Here is a 20,403-nt window from a genome sequence, read left to right as displayed (position 1 = left end):
CGGGGTCAGACGGTGACCTCGACCCGGACGACCTGGCCCGGGGCGGCGTAGGGGACGAGGTTGCCCTCGACCGGCGAGCCGTCGACGGTCAGGCGCCCGCGGGCGCCCTCCGTCCCGGAGTTGGTCACGTGGATCTCGTACGTGGCGCCACGCGCGACACGGGTCACGGTGAAGTCGGCGACGTCGGGGCCGATCTGCGGGTCGACCACCAGGCCGTCGTAGTCGGGGCGCACGCCGAGCAGGTACTGCGAGACGGCGACGAAGTTCCAGGCGGCGGTGCCGGTCAGCCACGAGTTCTTCGCCTCGCCGGCGCGCGACGCCTCCTTGCCCGCGATCATCTGCGCGTACACGTACGGCTCGAGCTTGTGCGTGTCCGAGATCTCCTCGCGATACGCCGGGGTGATCCGCTTGTAGTAGTCGAACGCCTTGGCGCCGCGGCCCACCACGGTCTCGCCGATGATGACCCACGGGTTGTTGTGGCAGAAGATGCCACCGTTCTCCTTGTACCCGGGCGGGTAGGTGGAGACCTCGCCCAGCTCGATCTGGTACGTCGTGTACGCGGGGTACTGGAGCACCAGGCCGTGCGGGGTGCCCAGCATCTCGCCGACGGAGTCGAGCGCCTTGATGGCCGGAGACGCTGCATCCTGAGGCGAGGCGTCGTTGACCCCGATGCCCGCCATGACGGCGAAGCCCTGCGGCTCGATCCAGATCTTGCCCTCGGGCTTGGCGTCCGTGCCGACGGGGTTGCCGTAGAAGTCGTACGCGCGCAGGAACCACTCGCCGTCCCAGCCGTGCTCGAGGACGGCCGCGCGGACCTCGTCGACGACCTTGCGGGCCTGCGAGGCCACCTCGGTCAGGCCGCGGCGCGACGCCAGCTCCGCGAACTGCTCCCCGTAGAGGACGAACTGCGCGGCGATGAACACCGACTCGGCGTGCCCGCCGGCCTGGTTCTCCGTCGTCTGGAACGACTCGCCCGGCGTCGTCGAGAAGCAGTTGAGGTTGAGGCAGTCGTTCCAGTCGGCGCGGCCGATGAGCGGCAGGCCGTGCGGGCCGCGGTTGTCGACCGTGAACTGGAACGAGCGGACCAGGTGCTCGAACAGCGGCACCTCGGAGCCGGGCGCGTTGTCGAACGGCACGAGCTCGTCGAGGATCCCGTCGTCGCCCGTCTCCTTGACGTACGCGGCCACGCCGGCGATCAGCCACAGCGGGTCGTCGTTGAAGCCCGACCCGATGTCGTTGTTCCCGCGCTTCGTCAGCGGCTGGTACTGGTGGTACGCCGACCCGTCCTCGAACTGCGTGGACGCGATGTCGATGATGCGCTCGCGCGCGCGCTCGGGGATGAGGTGCACGAAGCCGAGCAGGTCCTGGTTGGAGTCGCGGAAACCCATGCCGCGGCCGATGCCGGTCTCGAAGAACGACGCCGAGCGCGACATGTTGAACGTGACCATGCACTGGTACTGGTTCCAGATGTTGACCATCCGGTCCAGCTTCTCGTCGTCGCTCTTCACCGAGTACGTCGACAGCAGACCCGTCCAGTGTGCGCGGAGCTGCTCGAACGCGGCGTCCGTCTGCTCGGTCGTCGCGAAGCGGCCCAGCAGCGCGTGCGCGGGCTCCTTGTTGATGACCTGGTGGGCGTCGTCGGCCCACTTCTGCTCGTCCGGGTTCTCGATGTAGCCGAGGACGTACGTGAGCGACCGGGACTCGCCCGGCTCGAGCGTGAGCTCGACCGAGTGCGAGCCGATCGGGTACCAGCCGGACGCGACGGAGTTCGCAGACGTCCCGCTGCGGGGGACGGTCGCCTCGCCGAGCCCGTTGTAGGCGCCGACGAAGGTGTCGCGGTCCGTGTCGAAGCCGGTGGCGTGCGTGTTCACGCCGTAGACGGCGTAGTGGTCGCGGCGCTCGCGGTACTCGGTCTTGTGGAAGACGGCCGAGCCGTACGGGCCGTCCTGCTCGACCTCGACCTCGCCGATCGAGAGGTTGCGCTGGTAGTTCGTCTGGTCGTCCTGCGCGTTCCAGAGGCAGAACTCGACGAACGAGAAGAGCGAGACCGTCTTCGCGGCGTCGGACGTGTTGGTGACCGTGACCTTCTGGATCTCGGCCGTCTCGCCGATGGGCACGAAGAAGAGGGTCTCGACGGAGATCCCGCGGCGCTCGCCGGTGATGCGCGTGTAGCCCAGGCCATGGCGCGTCTCGAAGTGGTCGAGGTCCGCCTTGACCGGCAGCCACGACGGGGTCCACACGTCGCCGCCGTCGTTCACGTAGAAGTACCGGCCGCCGGCGTCCGCCGGGATGTTGTTGTAGCGGTACCGCGTCAGGCGACGCATCTTGGCGTCGCGGTAGAACGAGTACCCGCCGGACTGGTGCGAGATGAGCGAGAAGAACTGCTCGGAGCCCAGGTAGTTGATCCACGGATAGGGCGTGTGAGGCGTCTCGATGACGTACTCGCGTGCCTCGTCGTCAAAATGGCCGTACCGCATGGACTTGCCCCTCGAGTGCTCGGCAGTGGCGCCCGCGGCTCCCCGACCTCCCCCGCTGCAGTGCGGTGGTGCGTCGTGGCTTCCGGCGCGATATCAGTGTGCGAGAGCGCTCCCACCCAACTCTCGGACGAGAGCATAGCCGCCCGGATCGGATGGTGGAACGGGCCAGGGGGTCGAGGAGGAGAAAACCCTCATCGACCCCCGGCGCGATCAGCCGACGGGGACGGGCGTCCTGACGCGGGCTCGACGCGGATCCAGGCCGACCGCGAGAATCGTGCCGACCGTCAGGTGGAGGGCGAGCAGCGTGCCCATGGCCGCGGGAGAGGTGGCGCCGAGCGGGCCGAGCAGGGAGACCAGCAGCACGATGCCGCAGGTCAGCCACCACGCCACGGGTGTGCGGCGCCGGACGAGGGCGCGGACGCCCCAGGCGCCGAGGGTCGCGACGAGGGCCGTGGCGACCACCGCGGCGACGCCGATGGTCTGCGGCGGCCGGCCCGCCGCGAGGTCGACGCCGGCGACGGGCACCGCGAGCACCCAGATCGCGACGGCGAGGACGAGGGCGGTCAGGCCGACGAGCCAGACGGGGATCGGACGGGACATGAGCTTCTCCTGACGGTCGAGGTGGACGTCGTCGACGCTCGTCGGTCCGGGCGACGGCGTCGTCGGTCGGAGGTCGTCGCAGCCCCCTCCTTTGGTCGGTGGTGCGCCGTCGGACCCGTTCCTACGCTCGCCGCATGACCTGCTCCTCCTCGCGCCGTGACCTCCCCGGCGTCCCCGTGCTGCTCGGCCTGCTGGTCGGGATGGCGCTGCTGACCTTCTTCGCCGCCTGGGCGGCCCTGGGCGACGGCGTGCCTCTCGCGATCGACCTGCTGCTCGGCGCCGGCGCGATCGCCGTGCTCCCGCTCCTGCGCAGCCGGCCCCTGCTGGGCGGTCTCCTGCTCGGGGTGCTCGCCGCGGTGAGCCCGGCGGCGACCCCGGCAGCGACCGCCGGCACCTACGTGGTCGCGCGGCGGGAACGGTTGGGGATCGCGGTGCCGGTGGCCCTCGCGGGCATCGCCGGTCACGCGGTCCAGGCGCTCTGGCGCTCGGTCGGCCTCCCGCTCGGGTGGTGGCTGCTCTGCGACGTCGCGGTGCACGCCGCGCTGCTGGGGTGGGGCGCGTACGGCCGCACGCGCGACGCGCTCGTCGACGAGTGGAGGGCTCGGGCGCAGCGGGCGGAACGGGACCAGGCGCACAAGGTCGAGGAGGCCCGCAGCGCCGAGCGGACCCGGATCGCGCGCGAGATGCACGACACCCTCGCGCACCGGCTGACCCTGCTGGCGACGACGGCGGGGGCGCTGGAGTACCGGTCGGACCTCTCGCCGGCGCAGGTGCAGGCGGCGGCCGGCGTGGTGCGGGCCAGCGCGGGCGAGGCGCTGGAGGACCTGCGCACGGTGATCGGCGTCCTGCGCGAGACGCCCGACGAGCGGCGACCGATGCCGAGCCTCGCGGACCTGTCGGCGCTGGTCGCGCAGGAGCGGGCGGCCGGGTCGGTCGTCTCGCTGGACGTGCCTGACGTCGTCGTGCCCGCCGCCGTGGGCCTCGCGGTCTACCGGACGTGCCAGGAGGGGCTGACCAACGCGCGCCGCCACGCGCCGGGCTCGGCCGTCGACGTGGTCGTGCGCCGCCTCGACGACGGGCTCCGGGTGCGCGTGGCGAACGGCCGGGGCGGCCGCGGCCTCGGTCCGGGGACGGGAACCGGCCTTGTCGGGCTGACGGAACGGATCGAGCTGCTGGGCGGGACCGTCTCGGCAGCGTCGACCTCCGACGGCTTCGCGCTGGAGGCGTGGCTACCGTGGGAGGCGTGACCGTCCGGGTGCTCGTCGTCGACGACGACGCGCTCGTGCGCTCGGGGCTCACGCTGATGCTGGACGGGGCGCGCGGCATCCGCGTCGTGGCGCAGGTGTCGGACGGGTCCGGGGTGCCGGCGGCGCTCGACGCCCACCCGGTCGACGTCGTGCTCATGGACCTGCGGATGCCGGGCGTGGACGGCATCGCGGCGACCCGGGCCGTGCGGCGCCGGCAGGACCCGCCCGCCGTCGTCGTGCTCACCACGTTCGACACCGCCGACGAGGTCGAGGCCGCGATGCACGCCGGCGCGAGCGGCTACCTGCTCAAGGACGCGGACCCGGAGCGGATCGTCGACGCCGTCCTGGCGGCCGCGGCCGGGGAGCCGGTGCTCTCGCCCCGGGTGGCGCGTCGGCTCATGGACTCGACCGCCAGGGCCGGCGGCTCCCGGGCGGCCGCGCGGGCGTCGCTCGGCGCCCTGACCGAGCGGGAGCGGGACGTCGCCGCGGCGATCGGCCGGGGCGCGAGCAACGCTGACATCGGCCGCGAGCTGTACGTCTCGCTGGCCACGGTGAAGGCGCACGTGTCGAGCGTCCTGCTCAAGCTCGGGCTGGAGAACCGCACGCAGGTGGCGCTGCTGGTCCACGAGGCGGACCTGCCCTGACCGCACGGCGAACCGGACTACCGTGGCCCCGTGCTGCTCTCCGACCGTGACATCAGGGCCGAGCTCGAGTCCGGCCGCGTGGCCCTCGACCCCTACGAGCCGGCCATGCTCCAGCCCTCGAGCATCGACGTCCGGCTCGACCGGTACTTCCGGCTCTTCGACAACCACAAGTACCCGTTCATCGACCCCGCGGTGGACCAGCCGGAGCTGACGCGGCTGGTCGAGGTCTCCGCGGGCGAGTCCTTCGTGCTGCACCCCGGCGAGTTCGTGCTCGGGTCCACGTACGAGGCCGTGACGCTTCCCGACGACATCGCCGCCCGGCTCGAGGGCAAGTCCTCGCTCGGCCGCCTCGGCCTGCTCACGCACTCGACCGCGGGGTTCATCGACCCCGGCTTCTCGGGGCACGTCACGCTGGAGCTGTCCAACGTGGCAACCCTGCCGATCCTGCTCTGGCCCGGCATGAAGATCGGCCAGATGTGCTTCTTCCGGCTGTCGTCGGCCTCCGAGCACCCGTACGGCTCGTCGGAGTACGGGTCGCGGTACCAGGGGCAGCGCGGCCCCACGGCGTCGCGGTCCTGGCAGAACTTCCACCGGACGGACGTCTGAGCCATGGCGAGCCTGCCTCGCCTCCGGGCCGAAGACCCCGAGCTCCGCACCCGCCACATCCTCGCGCTGCCGGAGGACGTGGGCGCCGACGAGGTCGAGGTGCTGGCCATCAGCCGGTTCGCCCAGGCGCGCTGGGAGGACGGCGACCTCCCCCAGCCTCGCGGGATCATGGGGCCGATGACGGCGGCGCTCGGCATCCGCGTCGTCGGCTCGTCGACGACCCCGGCCCGCGCGTTGCGGCTCGCGCGGCTGTCCACGCTGACAGGCCCGTACCGGGTGGAGGCCGACGATGCCGTGAGCCTCGGCCTGCCGACCACGTCGACCCTCGCGTACGTGCTGGTCGCCCCACGCGAGCGCGGGGAGAGGCCGTACCCGGGCGGGGACCGCGACGGCCTCAAGCGCGCGTTCCCCGAGGGGATGCCGATCCGCGAGGAGGAGCGGGTGCTGCAGTGGCTGGTCGCGGCGGCGCGCCGGCTCGGCGGCTCGGTGCGCGTCGGCGAGCACGGCACGGTGCTCACGCCCGACGTGGACAGCGCGATCGACCTGACCGTGCTGTCCGACGCCTGGCTCGAGCCCGCCGAGGCGCTCGCCGTGGTCCAGTCCGTGCTGCCGCGCGCGCGCCTCAGCGAGGCGACCGGCAGCTGGACCGGGCCGCAGCCCGGGGTCGGGCGGGACTCGGGCGACCGGCCCGGGTGGGTGGCCGAGGTCGGGGGCCGCGGGCTGTCCGCCGCGCTCGAGCGGTACGGCGTCGGCGACGAGGTCGAGCGTCGGCGCCTCATGGACGAGGCGGCCGCCTACGACGAGATCATGATCGCGGTGCCCCCGGCACCCGAGGCCTACGGCGTGCTCGTCGACCTCGGCCACGACGGGACCCTCTCGGTCGAGGCCGGCGCCGAGACGATGCTGCCGCCGCTCATGCGCGGCCTGCCGTGGACCGCCAACGGCGTCGTGGCGTACCGCGTGCACTGGGAGCCCCCGTTCATCGAGGAGCTCGAGGCCGAGCGGCCGTCGTTCGAGCACCGCGTCGCCCGCTCCCGCGCGGCGCCGCTCGTCCAGTCGGTCGCGCGCGCGGTGCACGGCGCCACCGGCGGGGAGATCGCCGACGAGGCCGACTTCCTGGTCGACCCCGAGGACGTGTGACCGTGCGCGGCCCGGTGGTCCTGGTCACGGGGATCATGGCCGCCGGGAAGTCGACCGTCGCGCAGCTGCTCGCGGAGCAGCTGCCGCGGGCCGTGCACGTGCGGGGCGACGTGTTCCGTCGGATGGTCGTGTCCGGGCGAGCCGACGTCGAGCCGGACCTCTCCGACGAGTCCGTGGCTCAGCTGCAGCTGCGCTACCGGCTGTCGGCCCTCGTGGCCGACGAGTACGCCGACGCCGGGTTCACGGCCGTCGTCCAGGACATCGCGCTCGGCGACGACCTGCCGGCGTGGGTGGCGATGTTCCGGCACCCGCCGCAGGTCGTCGTGCTCGCGCCGTCGGCCGCGGCCGTGCGCGCACGGGAGGATGCGCGAGCCAAGACCGGGTACGGCACGTGGACCGTCGAGGACCTCGACGTCGGGCTCCGCGTCGGGACGCCGCGACTCGGTCTGTGGCTCGACACGTCCGACCAGACGCCGGCCGAGACGGTCGACGCGATCCGGGCGGGGCTGGGGCTGTGACGGCCCGGACGAGCGCCGGGATCCTGCTGTTCCGGCGGACGGCGGGGCTCGAGGTGCTGCTCGGGCACATGGGCGGTCCGTTCTGGGCGCGCAAGGACGAGGGCGCGTGGTCGATCCCGAAGGGGGAGCCGTCGCCCGGCGAGGACCCGTGGGCCACGGCGCTGCGCGAGTTCGCCGAGGAGCTCGGCGTGCCCGCGCCGGCCGGATCGCCCGTCCCGCTCGGGGACGTCAGGCAGAGCGGCGGCAAGGTCGTGACGGCGTGGGCTCTGGAGGGTGATCTCGACGTGTCATCGATCGCGAGCAACCAGGTCGAGATCGCCTGGCCGCCGCGGTCCGGGCGGACGCTGATGGTGCCCGAGCTCGACCGGGCGGGTTGGTTCGCACCCGACGAGGCCCGGCGGCTCGTCGTGAAGGCTCAGGCGGCGTTCGTGGACCGGCTGGAGGAGCTGCTCAGGTGAGGTGGTCGAAGTCGCCGTTCACCCAGCCGATGTGCCGCTCGGCGGAGCGGCGGACGACCTCCTTGGCGTCCGAGGCGATGACGTTGGCGAAGTTGCCGTAGAGGCGGTCGAACTCCAGGCGGTCCAGGTGGTCGGCGACCCGGCGGGCGACCGCGCCGGACAGCGGCAGGTGGTTCGGATAGCTGCGCATGAAGGCGACGGACCTGCGGTCGGGGTTGGGGAAGACCGTGTCGCCCGTGAGCAGGACGCCCTTGCCGCTCGCACCGGCGGCCCAGTGCACGATCGCGCTGCCGGGGAAGTGGCCGCCCGGCTGGGACAGGGTGACGCCGGGCAGCAGCTCCACGTCCTCCGACCACGTGCGGATGGCTGGGTCGGGGCGGTTGACCCAGCCGGCGTCCGCCTCCGCGACCAGCACCTCGGCGCCCCCGAGCGCCCGCGCCCACTCGACCTGCACGCCGAACATGTGGGGATGGCTGGCGGCGACGGCCCGGACCGGTCCCAGGGCCAGGATCTGCTCGACCACGGCGTCGTCGAGGAATCCGATCGGGTCCCACAGCAGGCTGCCCTCGGGCGTGACCAGCAGCTTCGACTGCTGCGCGATCCCGGCGCCGGGCGTGCTGGTGATCGCGTGCAGGTCGAGCTCGAGCTCCTCGATGGCCGCCCGGTAGCCCTGGGAGCGGAGCTCCTCGATGGTGGTCCAGCGTTGGCCGGTGGCCGGCACCCACTGGCGCTCGTCGGCGCAGATGGCGCAGACGTCGGACCGCTCGGCACTCTCGACGGCGCACGTGGCGCAGATCCAGAAGGACATGTGCGTCACGCTAGCCGGACGTAGAGGTCCCTGAGGAGGGCGATCTCGGCGCCGTGGTGGACAACCTCCTGGTTCATCCACCACACGACGTCGAGGAACGTGTCCTCGGCGTCCGACCCGTTCGGGTAGGTGCTGTAGCCGACCGTGTCGAGGGCGGCGTCGTCGGCCGCCAGCAGGGTCGCGCGCCAGGCGGCGATCGCCGTGGCCAGGCCCGCGATCGCCCCTGCGGCGGTGCCCTGCGGCTCGTCGCCCGCCTCCGTGTGGGTGTGGGTGCCGTCGGTGTGGTCAGCGCGGCCGGCCAGCGTCTTGGCCACGTGGTTGATCCGCCAGCCGATGCTGGTGACCGGCGGCGGCCACGGGTGCGGACGGCCGCCGTCGTGACCCCACTCGCCCGACCCGACGAGCCGCGTCGCGCCGAGCCCGCCAGGACCGTCCGTCTGCCGGCGGATCGTCCAGGCGCCCGGGACCGGCTCCCAGAGGAGCTCCGCGTCGGTGAGGGGTGGGACCTCGACCTGCAGGCCGTCGCCGCTGTCCACGGTCGGGCCGCTGAGGCGCTGCAGGAGGCGATGGCTGGCGAAGTCGTACTCGGCCAGCAAGGGGGCGAGGCGTGGGGGGACCGTCATGCCCTGACCGTTCACCCGGGGCTCATCCGCCGCAACAGGATTCACGAGAGGCCGAGGGCCTCGACGGTCGCAGGGTCGAGGGGCACCGCGTTGTCCGGGGTGGCGACGGCCCGGTCGTTCTCGACGGCGTAGAAGCCCTGGTCGATGTTCACGGGGGTCGGTGTCGCGTCGTCCGCGGGCACGGAGAGCAGGATCACGAACTCGTCGCCGACGTCCAGGCCCAGCTGCTCGGCGTCGTCGCACCGGGTGTAGGCGATCTCGAGGGGCGACCCCGGCTTGGCGTCGCCCTTGGCGGTCGCCGAGACGTCGACCGTCGCGACCGTGCGCGGGAAGCCCTCGGAGTCGTCGTCGGTCATCGCGGCGAACGTGTCGCGCACGATGAGGTCGGCGCTGGCCTCGAGCTCCGCCGTCGTGCCGTAGTACGGGTAGTCGGCCTGGCACGACGACCCGGACGCGCCCCCCACGCACGAGGTGAGACCGACGACGAGCAGCGTCGGGACGAGCAGGACGGCCGCGAGCCTCACGCGGGCTTCACCACGCACCACTCGTTGCCCTCGGGGTCGAGCAGGACCTGGAACGAGCCGGCGGTGTCGGAGTGGACCTCGCCGACCCTCGTCGCGCCGAGCGCCTCGGCCTGCGCGGTGGCCGCCGCGATGTCCTCGACCTCCACGTCCAGGTGGACGCGGTTCTTGGCGACCTTGCCCTCCGGCACCCGTTGGAACGCGACGCGGGTCCAGCCGGGCGGGTCGACGTAGTGCCAGTCGGCGTCGCGACCCCGCGGTTCGCCGCCCAGCACGTCCGCCCAGAACCGGGCCAGGGCCGGCGGGTTCGCGCAGTCGAAGACGACCTCGTCGATGCGTCCGATCATGCCCGTGACCGTACCGGGTCGCGGGGGCCGGCTCAGGCGGCGGCGGTCGTCGGCTCCGAGGCGGCGAACTGCGTGCGGTACAGCTCGGCGTAGGTGCCGCCGCGAGCCAGCAGCTCGGCGTGCGTGCCCTGGTCGACGACTCGGCCCTGCTCCACGACGACGATCGAGTCCGCCTGGCGGATCGTCGAGAGGCGGTGCGCGATGACGATGCTGGTGCGGCCGGTCAGCGCCTCGTCGAGGGCGGCCTGGACCGCCGCCTCCGACTCGGAGTCGAGGTGCGCGGTCGCCTCGTCGAGCACCACGACGTCGGGCGCCTTGAGCAGCAGCCGGGCGATGGCCAGGCGCTGCCGCTCGCCGCCGGACAGGCGGTACCCGCGGTCGCCGACCACGGTGTGGATGCCGTCGGGCAGGCTGGCGACCAGGTCCGCGATGTGCGCCTGGCGCAGCGCGCGCTCGATGTCGGCGTCGGTGGCCTCGGGCCGCGCGTAGCGCAGGTTCTCGGCGATCGTGTCGTGGAAGAGGTGGGCCTCCTGGCTCACGACGCCGACCGTGGCGCGCAGCGAGGCGTGCGTGACGTCGCGCAGGTCCACTCCGGCGATCGTCACCGAGCCGCGGGTCGGGTCGTACATGCGCGTGACCAGCTGGGAGATCGTCGTCTTTCCAGCGCCCGAGTGGCCGACGAGCGCGACCATGTGGCCGGCCGGGACGGTGAAGCTGACGTCGAGCAACGTGTCGTCGATGGGCTCGTGGCGCAGGGTCGCGACGGACTCCAAGGAGGCGAGCGAGACCTCGTCGGCACCCGGGTAGCGGAAGCCGACGGCGTCGAGCCGGACGCTCGCGCCGTGCTCCTTCACCTGCGGCCGCAGATCGGTCGCGTCGGGCTTCTCCGCGACCGTGGGCTCCAGGTCGAGCACCTCGAGCACGCGCTCGAAGCTGACCAGCGCGGTCATCACGTCGACCTGGACGTTCGACATCGCGGTGAGCGGTCCGTACAGCCGGCCGAGGTAGGCGGTGAGGGCGACGACGACGCCGACCGTGAGCTCGCCGCGGATCGCCATGACCCCGCCGAGGCCGTAGACGATCGCGACGGCGACGGATGCCAGCGTGGTCAGACCGACGCGGAACCAGGTGGAGTACAGGGCGCGTGTGACGCCGATGTCGCGGACGCGACCGACCTGCGCGGCGTAGCCCGCCGACTCGCGCTCGGGATCCCCGAAGATCTTCACCAGGTGCGCGCCGGCGACGTTGAACCGCTCGTTCATGATCTGCGCGGCGTCGGCGTTGAGCTCGTAGCTCTCGCGCGTGATCTTCGCGATCTTCTTCCCGAACCAGCGGGCCGGGAAGACGAACGCGGGAAGCAGGACCAGGCTGAGCAGGGTCAGCTGCCAGGACATGCTGAGCATCGCGGCGAGCACGAAGACGATGGTGAGCGAGTTGCTGACCACGTTCTGCAGGGTGCTGGTGAACGCCTGCTGCGCCCCGAGGACGTCGCCGTTGAGCCGCTGCACGAGGGCGCCGGTCTTGGCGCGGCTGAAGAACGCCAGCGGCATGCGCTGCACGTGGTCGAACACGGCGGTGCGCAGGTCGAGGATGAGCCCCTCGCCCACCTGGGAGGACACCCAGCGGTCGGCCACCGAGAGGCCGGCGCCGAGGATGGCCAGGCCGGCGACCGCCGCGGCGATGCCGAGGACGAGCTGCGTGTTGCCTTTGCCGATGCCGTCGTCGATGAGGGTCTTGAACAGCAGCGGCGTCACGGCGCCGGCGGCGGCCTCGAGCGCGATGAGGCCGACGAAGACGGCGAGCTTGGCGCGGTACGGGCGCGCGAACGTCAGGATCCGACGCAGCGTGTCGCGGGTCAGCTTGTGCTCCTGGACCGAGCGGTCCTTGGCGAAGCTCCGCATGTTCGGGCTACCGGGTGTCATCGACACGGGCCCACCTCCTCCTCTGCCGCGCGGTGGGGACCTCGCGCGACCGATGGTGAGGTTAACTCACTATGTGCCTGGTTCACAAGTGCGATAGCCTCCCGCCGTGGACGATTCAGGGGAGCTGCTCGAGCTGCTCTACGGCGTGCTGCGGGGCGTCCGGCGTGACGCCGCCGCCCGCCTGGAGCTGCAGGGCACCACGCCCGGGCAGCTGCGGCTGCTGCGCACGCTCCAGCGGTGCGACGGGCCGCGCCGGCTCGGCGAGCTGGCGGCCGCGCTCGACGTCGCGCCGCGGTCGGTGACCTCGAAGGTGGACCAGGCGGAGGAGGAGGGGCTCGTCCGGCGGCTGCCCGACCCGACCGACCGGCGCGCGACGCTGCTCGAGCTCACGCCTGCCGGGCACGCGCTGCTCGCGGCCATCTCCGCGCAGCGGCACGAGGGTGCGGCCGAGCGGCTGGGGCGGCTGACCGAGGCCGAGCAGGCGGAGCTGCTGCGGTTGCTGCGGGTGGTCGCGGAGCAGTAGCGGGACGATCGGCCCGGACGACGGGCATCGCCCGCGACATCATGGTCTCGTGCCCACGACGCCGGACGACGACGAGCTCGAGCTGATCCGGCGCTCGGGCGTGGTGCTCCAGGTCGGGCGGCTGAGCCTGTCGGCGGGAACGGGCGCCTACCGGGTCAAGGCGTCGATGGCTCGCGTGGCCCACGCGCTCGGCGTCGAGCGGCACGAGGCGCACGTGACGCTCACCGAGATCACGACGACGTCGCACCGGGGCGCCAGCTTCCGCACGGAGGTGACCGAGGTCCGCAGCATCGGGGTCGACGTCGACCGGCTCGCGGGGCTCGAGCGGCTGGCCGGCCGGCTCGACACGGCGGGGACCGCGACCGTCGAGGAGGTCACGACCGAGCTGGGCCGTATCGCCGCCAAGCCCGCGCTCTACCCGGTGCTGCTCAACGCGTTGTGGGCGGCGATCGCCTGCGCCGCCTTCTCGTTCCTCAACAACGGGGGCGTCGTCGAGATCGCGGGCGTCTTCGTCGGGGCGTACCTGGGTCAGGCGCTGCGGCGCACGATGCTGCATCGCAAGTTCAACCAGTTCGGCGTCACCATGCTCGCCGCGACCGTGGCATGCCTCGGCTACCTCGGGTTCGTCACGCTGCTGCAGGCGGTGGGGGTCACGGGCGGACGGCACGAGGTCGGCTACGTGTCGGCGGTCCTCTTCCTCATCCCGGGGTTCCCGCTGGTGACCGGCTTCCTCGACCTGGCCAAGCTCGACTTCTCGGCGGCGGTCGCCCGGCTGACCTACGCGCTGATGATCGTGACGTCGGCCGGCCTCGCGGTCTGGGCCCTGTCGCTCGTCGTCGGGCTCACCCCGGACCCGCCCGGCCCGCCCGCCCTCGCCGCGGGTCCGCTGATCGCGCTCCAGCTGGTCGCCAGCTTCCTCGGGGTGCTCGGCTTCGCGCTGATGTTCAACAGCCCCTGGCGGATCGCGCTCGCGGCGGCCGTCGTCGGGATGGCCGCCAACGTGCCGCGCATCCACCTGGTCGCGGCGTCGGTGCCCCCGCAGGCCGCTGCGGCGATGGCGGCGCTGGTGGTCGGCCTGCTCGCCGCCGTCGTGGCGCCACGGCTCGACGTCCCACGCATCACCGTCTACGTCCCCGCCGTGACGATCATGGTGCCCGGCGTGCTGGTCTACCGGGCGGTGTTCCACATCTCCAACGGCCGGACGGTCCAGGCGCTCGACTACGGGGTGCAGGCCGCGCTCGTCGTCGCGGCGCTGGCGATCGGGCTGGCCATCGCGAGGATGCTCACCGACCGGACGTGGGCGTTCGAGCGCTGACGCTCAGACCTGCTGGGCGCGCTGGAGGCGGGCGTAGCGGCCGTCGGCGGCGAGCAGGTCCTCGTGCGTGCCGACCTCGACCACGCGGGCGTCGTCGAGCACGACGATCCGGTCGGCGGAGCGGATCGTCGACAGCCGGTGCGCGACCACGAGCGTGGTGCGGCCGCGCATGAGCCGGGCGAGCGCCTCCTTGACCGAGGCCTCCGACTCGGGGTCGAGGGCGGACGTGGCCTCGTCGAGGAGCAGGATCCGCGGGTCGCGGACGAGCGCGCGGGCGATCGCGATGCGCTGGCGCTGGCCGCCGGACAGCCGGGCCCCGCGCTCGCCGACGACGGTGTCCCAGCCGTCGGGCAGGGCGTCGACGATCTCCGCGGCGTTGGCGTCGACGAGCGCCGCACGCACCCGCTCGTCGGACACCCTCGGCATCCCGTAGGCGACGTTGTCCCGGATGGACCCCTCGAACAGCACCGACTCCTGCGGCACCACCGAGACGTGCGTGCGCACCGAGCGCAGGTCGAGCAGAGCGGTGTCGACGCCGTCGAGCAGCAGCCGGCCGCCGGTGGGCCGCAGGAAGCCGAGCGCCAGGTTGAGCACGGTCGACTTGCCGGATCCGGAGGGGCCGACGAAGGCGACGGTCTGCCCGGCCTCGATGGTCAGGTCGATGCCGTCCAGGGCGTCGGTGTCGGCGTCCGGGTAGCGGAAGTGGACGTGCTCGAGGGTCAGCCGCCCCTCGACGTGGGCCACGCGCCGCTTGCCCGCGTTCTCCTCGAGGTCCGGCTCCTGCATGACCTCCGCGATCGACCGGACCGACTCGATGCCCTTGGCGCCGATGGGCAGGAGCATGAGCAGGTTGGTGACGGCGCCGGTGATGAGCGCGAAGTACGAGCTCAGCAGCACCACCTGGCCGGCGGTGATCGCGATGATCCCGCTGATCGACATCCAGGCGGCGAGCACGAGGCACAGGACGCCCAGCAGCTGCAGGCTGACCCAGCTGAGCGAGGCGAACCGGCCGTTGAGCACGTCGAGGCGGTAGCCGGCGGACCGCACGCCCTCCGCGCCGACCGCCACGCGCTCCTCCGCGGTGGCCTCCAGGCCGTGCGCCCGGGTGATCGGCATGAGCGTGGCCATCTCGCCGACGCGGGCGGAGAAGTGCTCGACCTCGCGCCGGAACGACTCGTTGCGCTCGCGCGACCGCTGCGCCAGCACCGCGCGCAGCAGCACGGCGAGCGGGATGGTCAGCGCGTAGACCGGCAGGAACTCAGGGACGGCCAGCGCGGTCATCACGATGGCGCCGAGCATCACCATGGTGGCGGAGAGCAGCGGGTGGGCGATCTGCTGGAGCATCACCTCGACGTTCTCGACGTCGCGGACGACCTTGGTCTGCACGATCGACGCGCTGACCCTGCTGTGGAAGCCGATCGAGAGGCTCTGCAGGCGGGACGTGAGCCCGTTGCGCAGGTCGGCACCGATCTGGCGGACCACGCCCATGAAGAGCTTGGTCCACTGCACGTGGTTGGGGTAGTTCTGCAGCAGCGCGGCGACCGCGACGGCGGCCCACAGCCACAGCTCGCTGGTGGGCCCCCCTGCCACGACGACGTCGATGACCTTGCCGGTGATGACCGGCATGAGCCAGAGCGGGATGTCCTTGAGCGTGAAGAAGGCGACCGCGCTCAGGACGCGTCGGCGGTGGGCCCCCAGCAGCCCGAAGACCGACCGGACCGGGTGGGCGCCGTCGATGTCGACGACCGCGAGGTGCGCGTGGGTGCTGTCGGTCACGGGTTCCATCGTGACATCCGGCCCGGCTCATGGATAGCGCCTTCCCGCGTGCCGGACGGATCGATTCGATCCAGGTGTGGCCGGACGGGTGGGGCTACGTTGGGCGGGCTGAGGACGACCGGCCCCAGCGGGCACCCTCCACCGCCGAGAAGGAGCTCTCCGCGTGCGCGAGACCGCATGACCGTCTACCGCGACGCCCTCGGCGTGCCCCACGTCCGCGCTGCGGACCACCTGGCGCTGGCGTACGAGCAGGGCCTGGTCACGGCGCGCGACCGCGGGTGGCAGGTCGAGGTCGGCCGCTGGCGGGCCCAGGGGCGCCTGGCCGAGCGGATCGGCCCCGACGGCCTCGCGTGGGACCGGTTCGCTCGGCGCGCGCGGCTCGCCGACACCGCGCAGCGTGCCTACGCGGCGCTCGCCCCGGGGGACCGCGCGTTCGTCGACGCGTACGTCTCGGGCGTGGACGCGGGGCTGACGGCGACGGGTCGGCCCGTCGCCGCCGAGCGCGCCGCCCTCGACGCGCGGTTCGGGTCGGTCACCCCGCACGAGCCGTGGCCGGCGTGGGCGCCGCTCGGGATCATGCTCGTCAACCACGCGCTCTTCTCGATGTTCCCGCGGCTGCTGTGGAACGAGCACGTCAGGCTCACGCTCGGCGAGTCCGCGATGGACCTCTTCGACTCGGCCGAGACCGCCGCGTCGGGCTCGAACGCGTGGGCGCTGCACGGGTCGCGGACGGCGTCCGGCAAGCCGCTGCTCGCGGGCGACCCGCACCGGATGATCGAGCTGCCGGGCGTGTACCAGCAGGTCAGGCTCGCGTGCGACGAGTTCGACGTGGTCGGTCTGGCGTTCCCGGGCGTGCCGGGCGTGCAGCACTTCGGGCACACGGGGGCGGCCGCGTGGGGGATCACCAACGCCATCGCGCACCACGTCGAGGTCTTCCGGGAGCGGCTCTCCGACGACGGCCTGACCGCGCTGGGCCCGGATGGCTGGACCTCCGTCGCCCGGCACACCGAGACGATCCGGGTGCGCGGCGGAGCCGACGTCGCCGTCGACGTGATCGAGACCGACCGCGGACCACTCGTGCTCGACGGCCTGAGCATCCGGTTCCCGGCCCGGGTGGCCTCCGACGTCGGGTTCTCCTGCCTGCTGCCCCTCCTCCGGTCCCGGTCCGCCGCCGACGTGGCCGACGCCGTGCGCGCGTGGGTCGACCCGGTCAACCGCGTGCTCGCCGCCGACGCCGACGGTGCCGTGCTGACCTTCGACGCGGGTCTCGTCGTGACGCGGCCCGCGCACGACCGCCGCCTGCCCCACGACGCCTGGTCCGACGCCGCGCGACCGTCCCCGTGGCACCCGCTGGCGGACCCCGCGCCCGTGGTCGGCGTGGCGGTGGACGCCAACGAGAAGCCCACCGCCCCCGAGCGCGACCTCGGGCGCGCCTACGTGGCGCCGTACCGGGCGCGACGGATCCGGGCGCTGCTGTCCGGGGGCCGCGCCTGGACGCCCGCCGAGATGACCGAGGTCCACGGCGACACCCTGCTCGGCAGCGCCGACGAGCTGCTCGGGTGGGTGCGGCGCGCCGACGACCTCTCGCCCGCGGCCGCCGTGCTGCGCGACCGGCTGCTGGCGTGGGACCGCCACATGTCCGCGGGCAGCGCCGACGCCGGCTCGTTCGCCGCGTGGCGGTCCGAGGTGGCGGTCCTGCTCACCGCGCACCCGGCGCTCGCGCCGCTGCACGAGCCGCACGGGCACGGCGTGCTGCTCGACCCCTGGCTCACGGTGGCCGGACGGGTCGCCGACGCGCTGCCGCAGCTCCTGGCCGCGACGACCCTCGGGATCGACGGCGCGGCCGTGGCGCGCGAGGCCCTGGAGCGTGTCGCGTCGTCGCCGACCGACGAGACGTGGGGCGACCGCCACCGCCTGCAGCCGGTCCCGGTCCTGCTCGGCTTCCCCGCCCCGGCCGTCGACCCCGTCCCGCTGTCCGGAGACACGGACTGCGTCCGCTGCACCGCGAGCGTGCCGGGCGTCAGCGACCGGTCCTGGCGCGGGTCGGTGGCGAGATGGGTGTGGGACCTCGACGACCGCGCCCGCAGCCGGTGGGGCGTGCCGTTCGGCGCGTCCGGCGACCCGGCGAGCCCGCACGCGACCGACCAGCTGGCCACGTGGGCGTCGGCTGGGTCGGTCGAGATCGTCACCGACTGGGACCAGCTCGTGCAGGAGCCCCTGTAGCTGCTGACAGCAGCCCAGACCCGTGGTGGTCGCTTGCGTGAAGACTTCGTCGCGCCCAGCGAGACGAAGTCTTCACACAGACCTCAGACGTCAGGCGTCCGGAGTCAGCCAGGCGCCGTCGCGCATGATCCAACGGCCCGCCAGCTCGTCCTCCTCGCGCCAGGACTGGATCGTCCGTGGCGTGAGCCGGAAGTACGGGTACGGGTCGCGCAGCGAGCGGGGCTCGAAGCCGGCCTTGGCCGCGAAGGCGTCGCCGAGCTGCTCGGTCACCTCAGCGAGCACCTCGACCGTGCCCTGGACCAGCAGGACGTCGCGGGTCAGCCCGATGCCGACCTGCACGGACGGGTTCGTCGCGAGGTTGTGCGCGGTCGGGCTGGTGCCGAGGGTCGAGAAGATCAGCGCGTCGTCGTGCCAGAGGAACGAGAGCGGGGTCAGGCGCGGCGCGCCCGTCGCGGTGTCCGTCGTCGCGACCCACGCGTCGACGTCGTGGCCGAGCCGGTAGAGCGCGTCCTGCTGGCGTTGCTCGGTGCTGCGGGGGCCGATCACGGGGTCTCCTTCACGCGGTCCAGGAGGAGCAGGGCGATGTCGGTGACCTCGGGGACGCCGACGGTGTGGGCCGCAGCGACGCCGTCGGACAGCATCACCGTGCAGAACGGGCAGGCGGTCGCGACGACGTCGGCGCCGGTGGCGATCGCCTCGTCGGCCCGGACGGTGCCGATGCGGGTGCCGATCGACTCCTCCATCCACACGCGCGCCCCGCCCGCGCCGCAGCAGAACGACTGCTCGCGGTTGCGCGGCATCTCGGCCAGCTGCAGGCCCGGGATCGCGCCGAGCAGCTCACGCGGCGGCGCGTAGACCTGGTTGTGCCGGCCCAGGTAGCAGGGGTCGTGGTACGTCACGGTCCGCTCGTCGGTCGACGGCAGCGGGGTCAGCCGACCGTCCGCGACCAGGGTGTTGAGCAGCTCGGTGTGGTGGACCACCTCGTACCGGCCGCCCAGCTGCGGGTACTCGCGCGCGATGGTGTTGAAGCAGTGCGCGCAGGTGACGACGATCCGCTGGGCGCCGACCTCGTTGAGGGTCTCGACGTTGCCGCTCGCGAGCATCTGGAAGAGCAGCTCGTTCCCCGCCCGCCGCGCCGGGTCGCCCGTGCAGGACTCCCGCTCACCCAGCACCGCGAAGCCGACGCCGGCCGTGTGCAGCAGCTCCGCGACCGCCTTCGTCGTGCGGATCGCCCGGTCCTCGTACGCGCCCGCGCAGCCCACCCAGAACAGGTACTCGAGGTCGGCCGCGGACTCCACGTCGACGCCCACCACCGGCACGTCGAAGTCCAGCCCCTTCGCCCAGCTCAGCCGGTTCCGCGCGGGCAGCCCCCACGGGTTGCCCTGCCGCTCCAGCTTGCTGAACGTGCCGCCCAGCTCCTTGGGGAACGCCGACTCCATGAGGACCTGGTAGCGCCGCATGTCGACGATGGCGTCCACGTGCTCGATATCGACCGGGCACTGCTGGACGCACGCGCCGCAGGTGGTGCAGGCCCAGAGGGCGTCGGGGTCGATGACGCCGGACCCGAGCAGGTCGAGGCCCGCGTGGTCCGCCGAGCCCGCCTGCAGGTAGGGCGCCGTCGCGGCGGCGTGGTCCCGCAGGGCGAGCGTGACCAGCTTCGGCGAGAGGGGCTTCCCCGTCGCCCACGCCGGGCACTGGTCCTGGCAGCGGCCGCACTCGGTGCAGGTGGAGAAGTCGAGCAGGCCCTTCCACGTGAAGTCCTCGATCGCGCCGACGCCGAGCCGGGCGTCGTCGGGCAGCTCCTCGAGCGCCGCGAGGTCGACGGGCGCGCCGCCCAGCGTCAGCGGCTGCAGCGGGCCCAGCGCGACGCCGCCGGCGGGCTCGCGGCGCGCGTACACGTTGACGATCGCGAGGAACCGGTGCCACGCGACGCCCATCGTGGGCTGCAGCCCGACGACGACGAACCAGGACATCGAGACGACGATCTTCACGGTCGCGACGACCACGACGGCGGCCTCCAGGGTCGTCGTCGCCACTCCGCTCCACGACGCGCCGAACCAGGCCGTCAGCGGGAAGTGCCACGCGTCCTGCGGGCCGAGCGCGTACTCCAGGCCGCGCAGCACGAGCACGCAGAGCACGACCACGAGCACGGTGGCCTCGACGAAGAACGCCTGCGGCTGGTTCGACCCGAAGAACCGCGACCCGCGCTCCGACGAGCCGAGCCGGACCCGCAGCGTGATCAGCGCCAGGATGCCGACCAGCGATGCCCAGGCGATCGCCTCGATGGCCCACTCCAGCGGCGGGAAGTGCCCGATCAGCGGCAGCGAGAAGGACGGGTCCACCACCTGCCCGTAGCCGGTCACCAGCGTGAGGAACAGCAGGGCGAACGACACCATGACGACCCAGTGCGCGACCTTGACCACCGGGCGGTGCTGGAACCGCCTGTGCCCGAGGACCTCGCGCGTGAGCGTCGCCACCCGGGGACCCACCGGCGCCCAGCGCCCGGACGCCGGCCGGCCGATGCGGACGGTCCGCACGATGGCGCCCGCGCCGCGCGCGAAGATCGCGACACCGACCACGGTCGCGACGATCACGACGACCAGGCACACCACCTGCAGCGCATCCACGCCGCCACGCTAGCGGCGCCGATGCGCC

At 73.1% G+C, this 20,403-nt stretch carries 19 protein-coding genes; 9 read left to right on the top strand and 10 right to left on the bottom strand.

Features of this window, described 5'->3' with window-relative positions; genetic code table 11:
- Positions 1-5: 5 nt before the first annotated feature.
- Together AC1DT4_RS05020 and AC1DT4_RS05015 are read right to left on the bottom strand one after the other, a co-directional pair.
- On the bottom strand, positions 6-2,477 hold the full coding sequence (locus tag AC1DT4_RS05020; RefSeq protein ID WP_477088669.1) for a glycoside hydrolase family 94 protein: 2,472 nt from the start codon (positions 2,475-2,477) through the stop codon (positions 6-8).
- 210 nt (positions 2,478-2,687) lie between these two features.
- Positions 2,688-3,077 carry a DUF6069 family protein gene (locus AC1DT4_RS05015; protein WP_477088668.1) on the bottom strand — a complete coding sequence of 130 codons (390 nt, stop codon included), beginning with the start codon at positions 3,075-3,077 and terminating at the stop codon, positions 2,688-2,690.
- A gap of 134 nt (positions 3,078-3,211) precedes the next feature.
- On the opposite strand from AC1DT4_RS05015, the gene AC1DT4_RS05010 reads away from it, so the two are divergent.
- Genes AC1DT4_RS05010 through AC1DT4_RS04985 form a run of 6 tightly spaced genes read left to right on the top strand, consistent with a single transcriptional unit; the run spans position 3,212 to position 7,690 of the window.
- Positions 3,212-4,324 (top strand): sensor histidine kinase, encoded by a 1,113-nt coding sequence (locus tag AC1DT4_RS05010; protein WP_477088667.1) that lies wholly within the window; start codon positions 3,212-3,214, stop codon positions 4,322-4,324.
- Complete coding sequence (locus AC1DT4_RS05005; RefSeq protein ID WP_477088666.1) at positions 4,321-4,968, top strand: response regulator; 648 nt, start codon at positions 4,321-4,323, stop codon at positions 4,966-4,968. Before AC1DT4_RS05010 ends, AC1DT4_RS05005 begins: the two co-directional genes overlap by 4 nt.
- A gap of 30 nt (positions 4,969-4,998) precedes the next feature.
- Positions 4,999-5,574, top strand: coding sequence for a dCTP deaminase (gene dcd, locus AC1DT4_RS05000; RefSeq protein ID WP_477088665.1), 576 nt, complete (start codon positions 4,999-5,001; stop codon positions 5,572-5,574).
- 3 nt (positions 5,575-5,577) lie between these two features.
- Entirely contained in the window at positions 5,578-6,714 is a 1,137-nt protein-coding gene (locus AC1DT4_RS04995) for a hypothetical protein (RefSeq protein ID WP_477088664.1), read from the top strand.
- A gap of 2 nt (positions 6,715-6,716) precedes the next feature.
- Positions 6,717-7,232 carry an AAA family ATPase gene (locus AC1DT4_RS04990; protein ID WP_477088663.1) on the top strand — a complete coding sequence of 172 codons (516 nt, stop codon included), beginning with the start codon at positions 6,717-6,719 and terminating at the stop codon, positions 7,230-7,232.
- A complete protein-coding gene (locus AC1DT4_RS04985) occupies positions 7,229-7,690 on the top strand; it encodes an NUDIX hydrolase (RefSeq protein WP_477088662.1) in 462 nt (153 codons plus the stop codon). Before AC1DT4_RS04990 ends, AC1DT4_RS04985 begins: the two co-directional genes overlap by 4 nt.
- Here AC1DT4_RS04985 and AC1DT4_RS04980 read toward each other — a convergent pair.
- The 5 genes from AC1DT4_RS04980 to AC1DT4_RS04960 are packed head-to-tail and all read right to left on the bottom strand — an operon-like array spanning position 7,683 to position 11,911.
- Entirely contained in the window at positions 7,683-8,498 is an 816-nt protein-coding gene (locus AC1DT4_RS04980; protein ID WP_477088661.1) for an MBL fold metallo-hydrolase, read from the bottom strand. The two genes, AC1DT4_RS04985 and AC1DT4_RS04980, sit on opposite strands and share 8 nt — an antisense overlap.
- Before the next feature lie 5 nt (positions 8,499-8,503).
- Positions 8,504-9,121: a DinB family protein gene (locus AC1DT4_RS04975; protein ID WP_477088660.1), complete on the bottom strand. Its 618-nt coding sequence runs from the start codon at positions 9,119-9,121 to the stop codon at positions 8,504-8,506.
- Between the two features lie 41 nt (positions 9,122-9,162).
- Positions 9,163-9,645: a hypothetical protein gene (locus AC1DT4_RS04970; protein ID WP_477088659.1), complete on the bottom strand. Its 483-nt coding sequence runs from the start codon at positions 9,643-9,645 to the stop codon at positions 9,163-9,165.
- Positions 9,642-9,989, bottom strand: a complete 348-nt coding sequence (locus AC1DT4_RS04965) for a VOC family protein (RefSeq protein ID WP_477088658.1) — start codon at positions 9,987-9,989, stop codon at positions 9,642-9,644. The genes AC1DT4_RS04970 and AC1DT4_RS04965 overlap by 4 nt, the downstream gene beginning before the upstream one ends.
- Positions 9,990-10,021: 32 nt before the next feature.
- On the bottom strand, positions 10,022-11,911 hold the full coding sequence (locus AC1DT4_RS04960) for an ABC transporter ATP-binding protein (protein ID WP_477088746.1): 1,890 nt from the start codon (positions 11,909-11,911) through the stop codon (positions 10,022-10,024).
- Positions 11,912-12,017: 106 nt separating this feature from the next.
- On the opposite strand from AC1DT4_RS04960, the gene AC1DT4_RS04955 reads away from it, so the two are divergent.
- Both AC1DT4_RS04955 and AC1DT4_RS04950 read left to right on the top strand, forming a co-directional pair.
- On the top strand, positions 12,018-12,434 hold the full coding sequence (locus AC1DT4_RS04955) for a MarR family winged helix-turn-helix transcriptional regulator (RefSeq protein WP_477088657.1): 417 nt from the start codon (positions 12,018-12,020) through the stop codon (positions 12,432-12,434).
- A 49-nt stretch (positions 12,435-12,483) separates the two neighbouring features.
- Positions 12,484-13,749: a threonine/serine exporter family protein gene (locus AC1DT4_RS04950; protein ID WP_477088656.1), complete on the top strand. Its 1,266-nt coding sequence runs from the start codon at positions 12,484-12,486 to the stop codon at positions 13,747-13,749.
- 3 nt (positions 13,750-13,752) lie between these two features.
- On the opposite strand, the gene AC1DT4_RS04945 is transcribed toward AC1DT4_RS04950, so the two are convergent.
- On the bottom strand, positions 13,753-15,525 hold the full coding sequence (locus tag AC1DT4_RS04945; RefSeq protein ID WP_477088655.1) for an ABC transporter ATP-binding protein: 1,773 nt from the start codon (positions 15,523-15,525) through the stop codon (positions 13,753-13,755).
- A 177-nt stretch (positions 15,526-15,702) separates the two neighbouring features.
- Between AC1DT4_RS04945 and AC1DT4_RS04940 the strand changes: the two genes are divergently transcribed.
- A complete protein-coding gene (locus AC1DT4_RS04940; RefSeq protein ID WP_477088654.1) occupies positions 15,703-17,748 on the top strand; it encodes a penicillin acylase family protein in 2,046 nt (681 codons plus the stop codon).
- A 90-nt stretch (positions 17,749-17,838) separates the two neighbouring features.
- Here the strand turns inward: AC1DT4_RS04940 and AC1DT4_RS04935 are convergent, their stop codons facing one another.
- Positions 17,839-18,294: a pyridoxamine 5'-phosphate oxidase family protein gene (locus AC1DT4_RS04935; protein ID WP_477088653.1), complete on the bottom strand. Its 456-nt coding sequence runs from the start codon at positions 18,292-18,294 to the stop codon at positions 17,839-17,841.
- Positions 18,291-20,375, bottom strand: a complete 2,085-nt coding sequence (locus tag AC1DT4_RS04930; protein ID WP_477088652.1) for a (Fe-S)-binding protein — start codon at positions 20,373-20,375, stop codon at positions 18,291-18,293. The genes AC1DT4_RS04935 and AC1DT4_RS04930 overlap by 4 nt, the downstream gene beginning before the upstream one ends.
- Between the last annotated feature and the right edge of the window lie 28 nt (positions 20,376-20,403).

The organism is Cellulomonas sp. P4_D11 (assembly GCF_056401915.1).
This window is presented reverse-complemented; position numbering and strand designations above follow the sequence as displayed.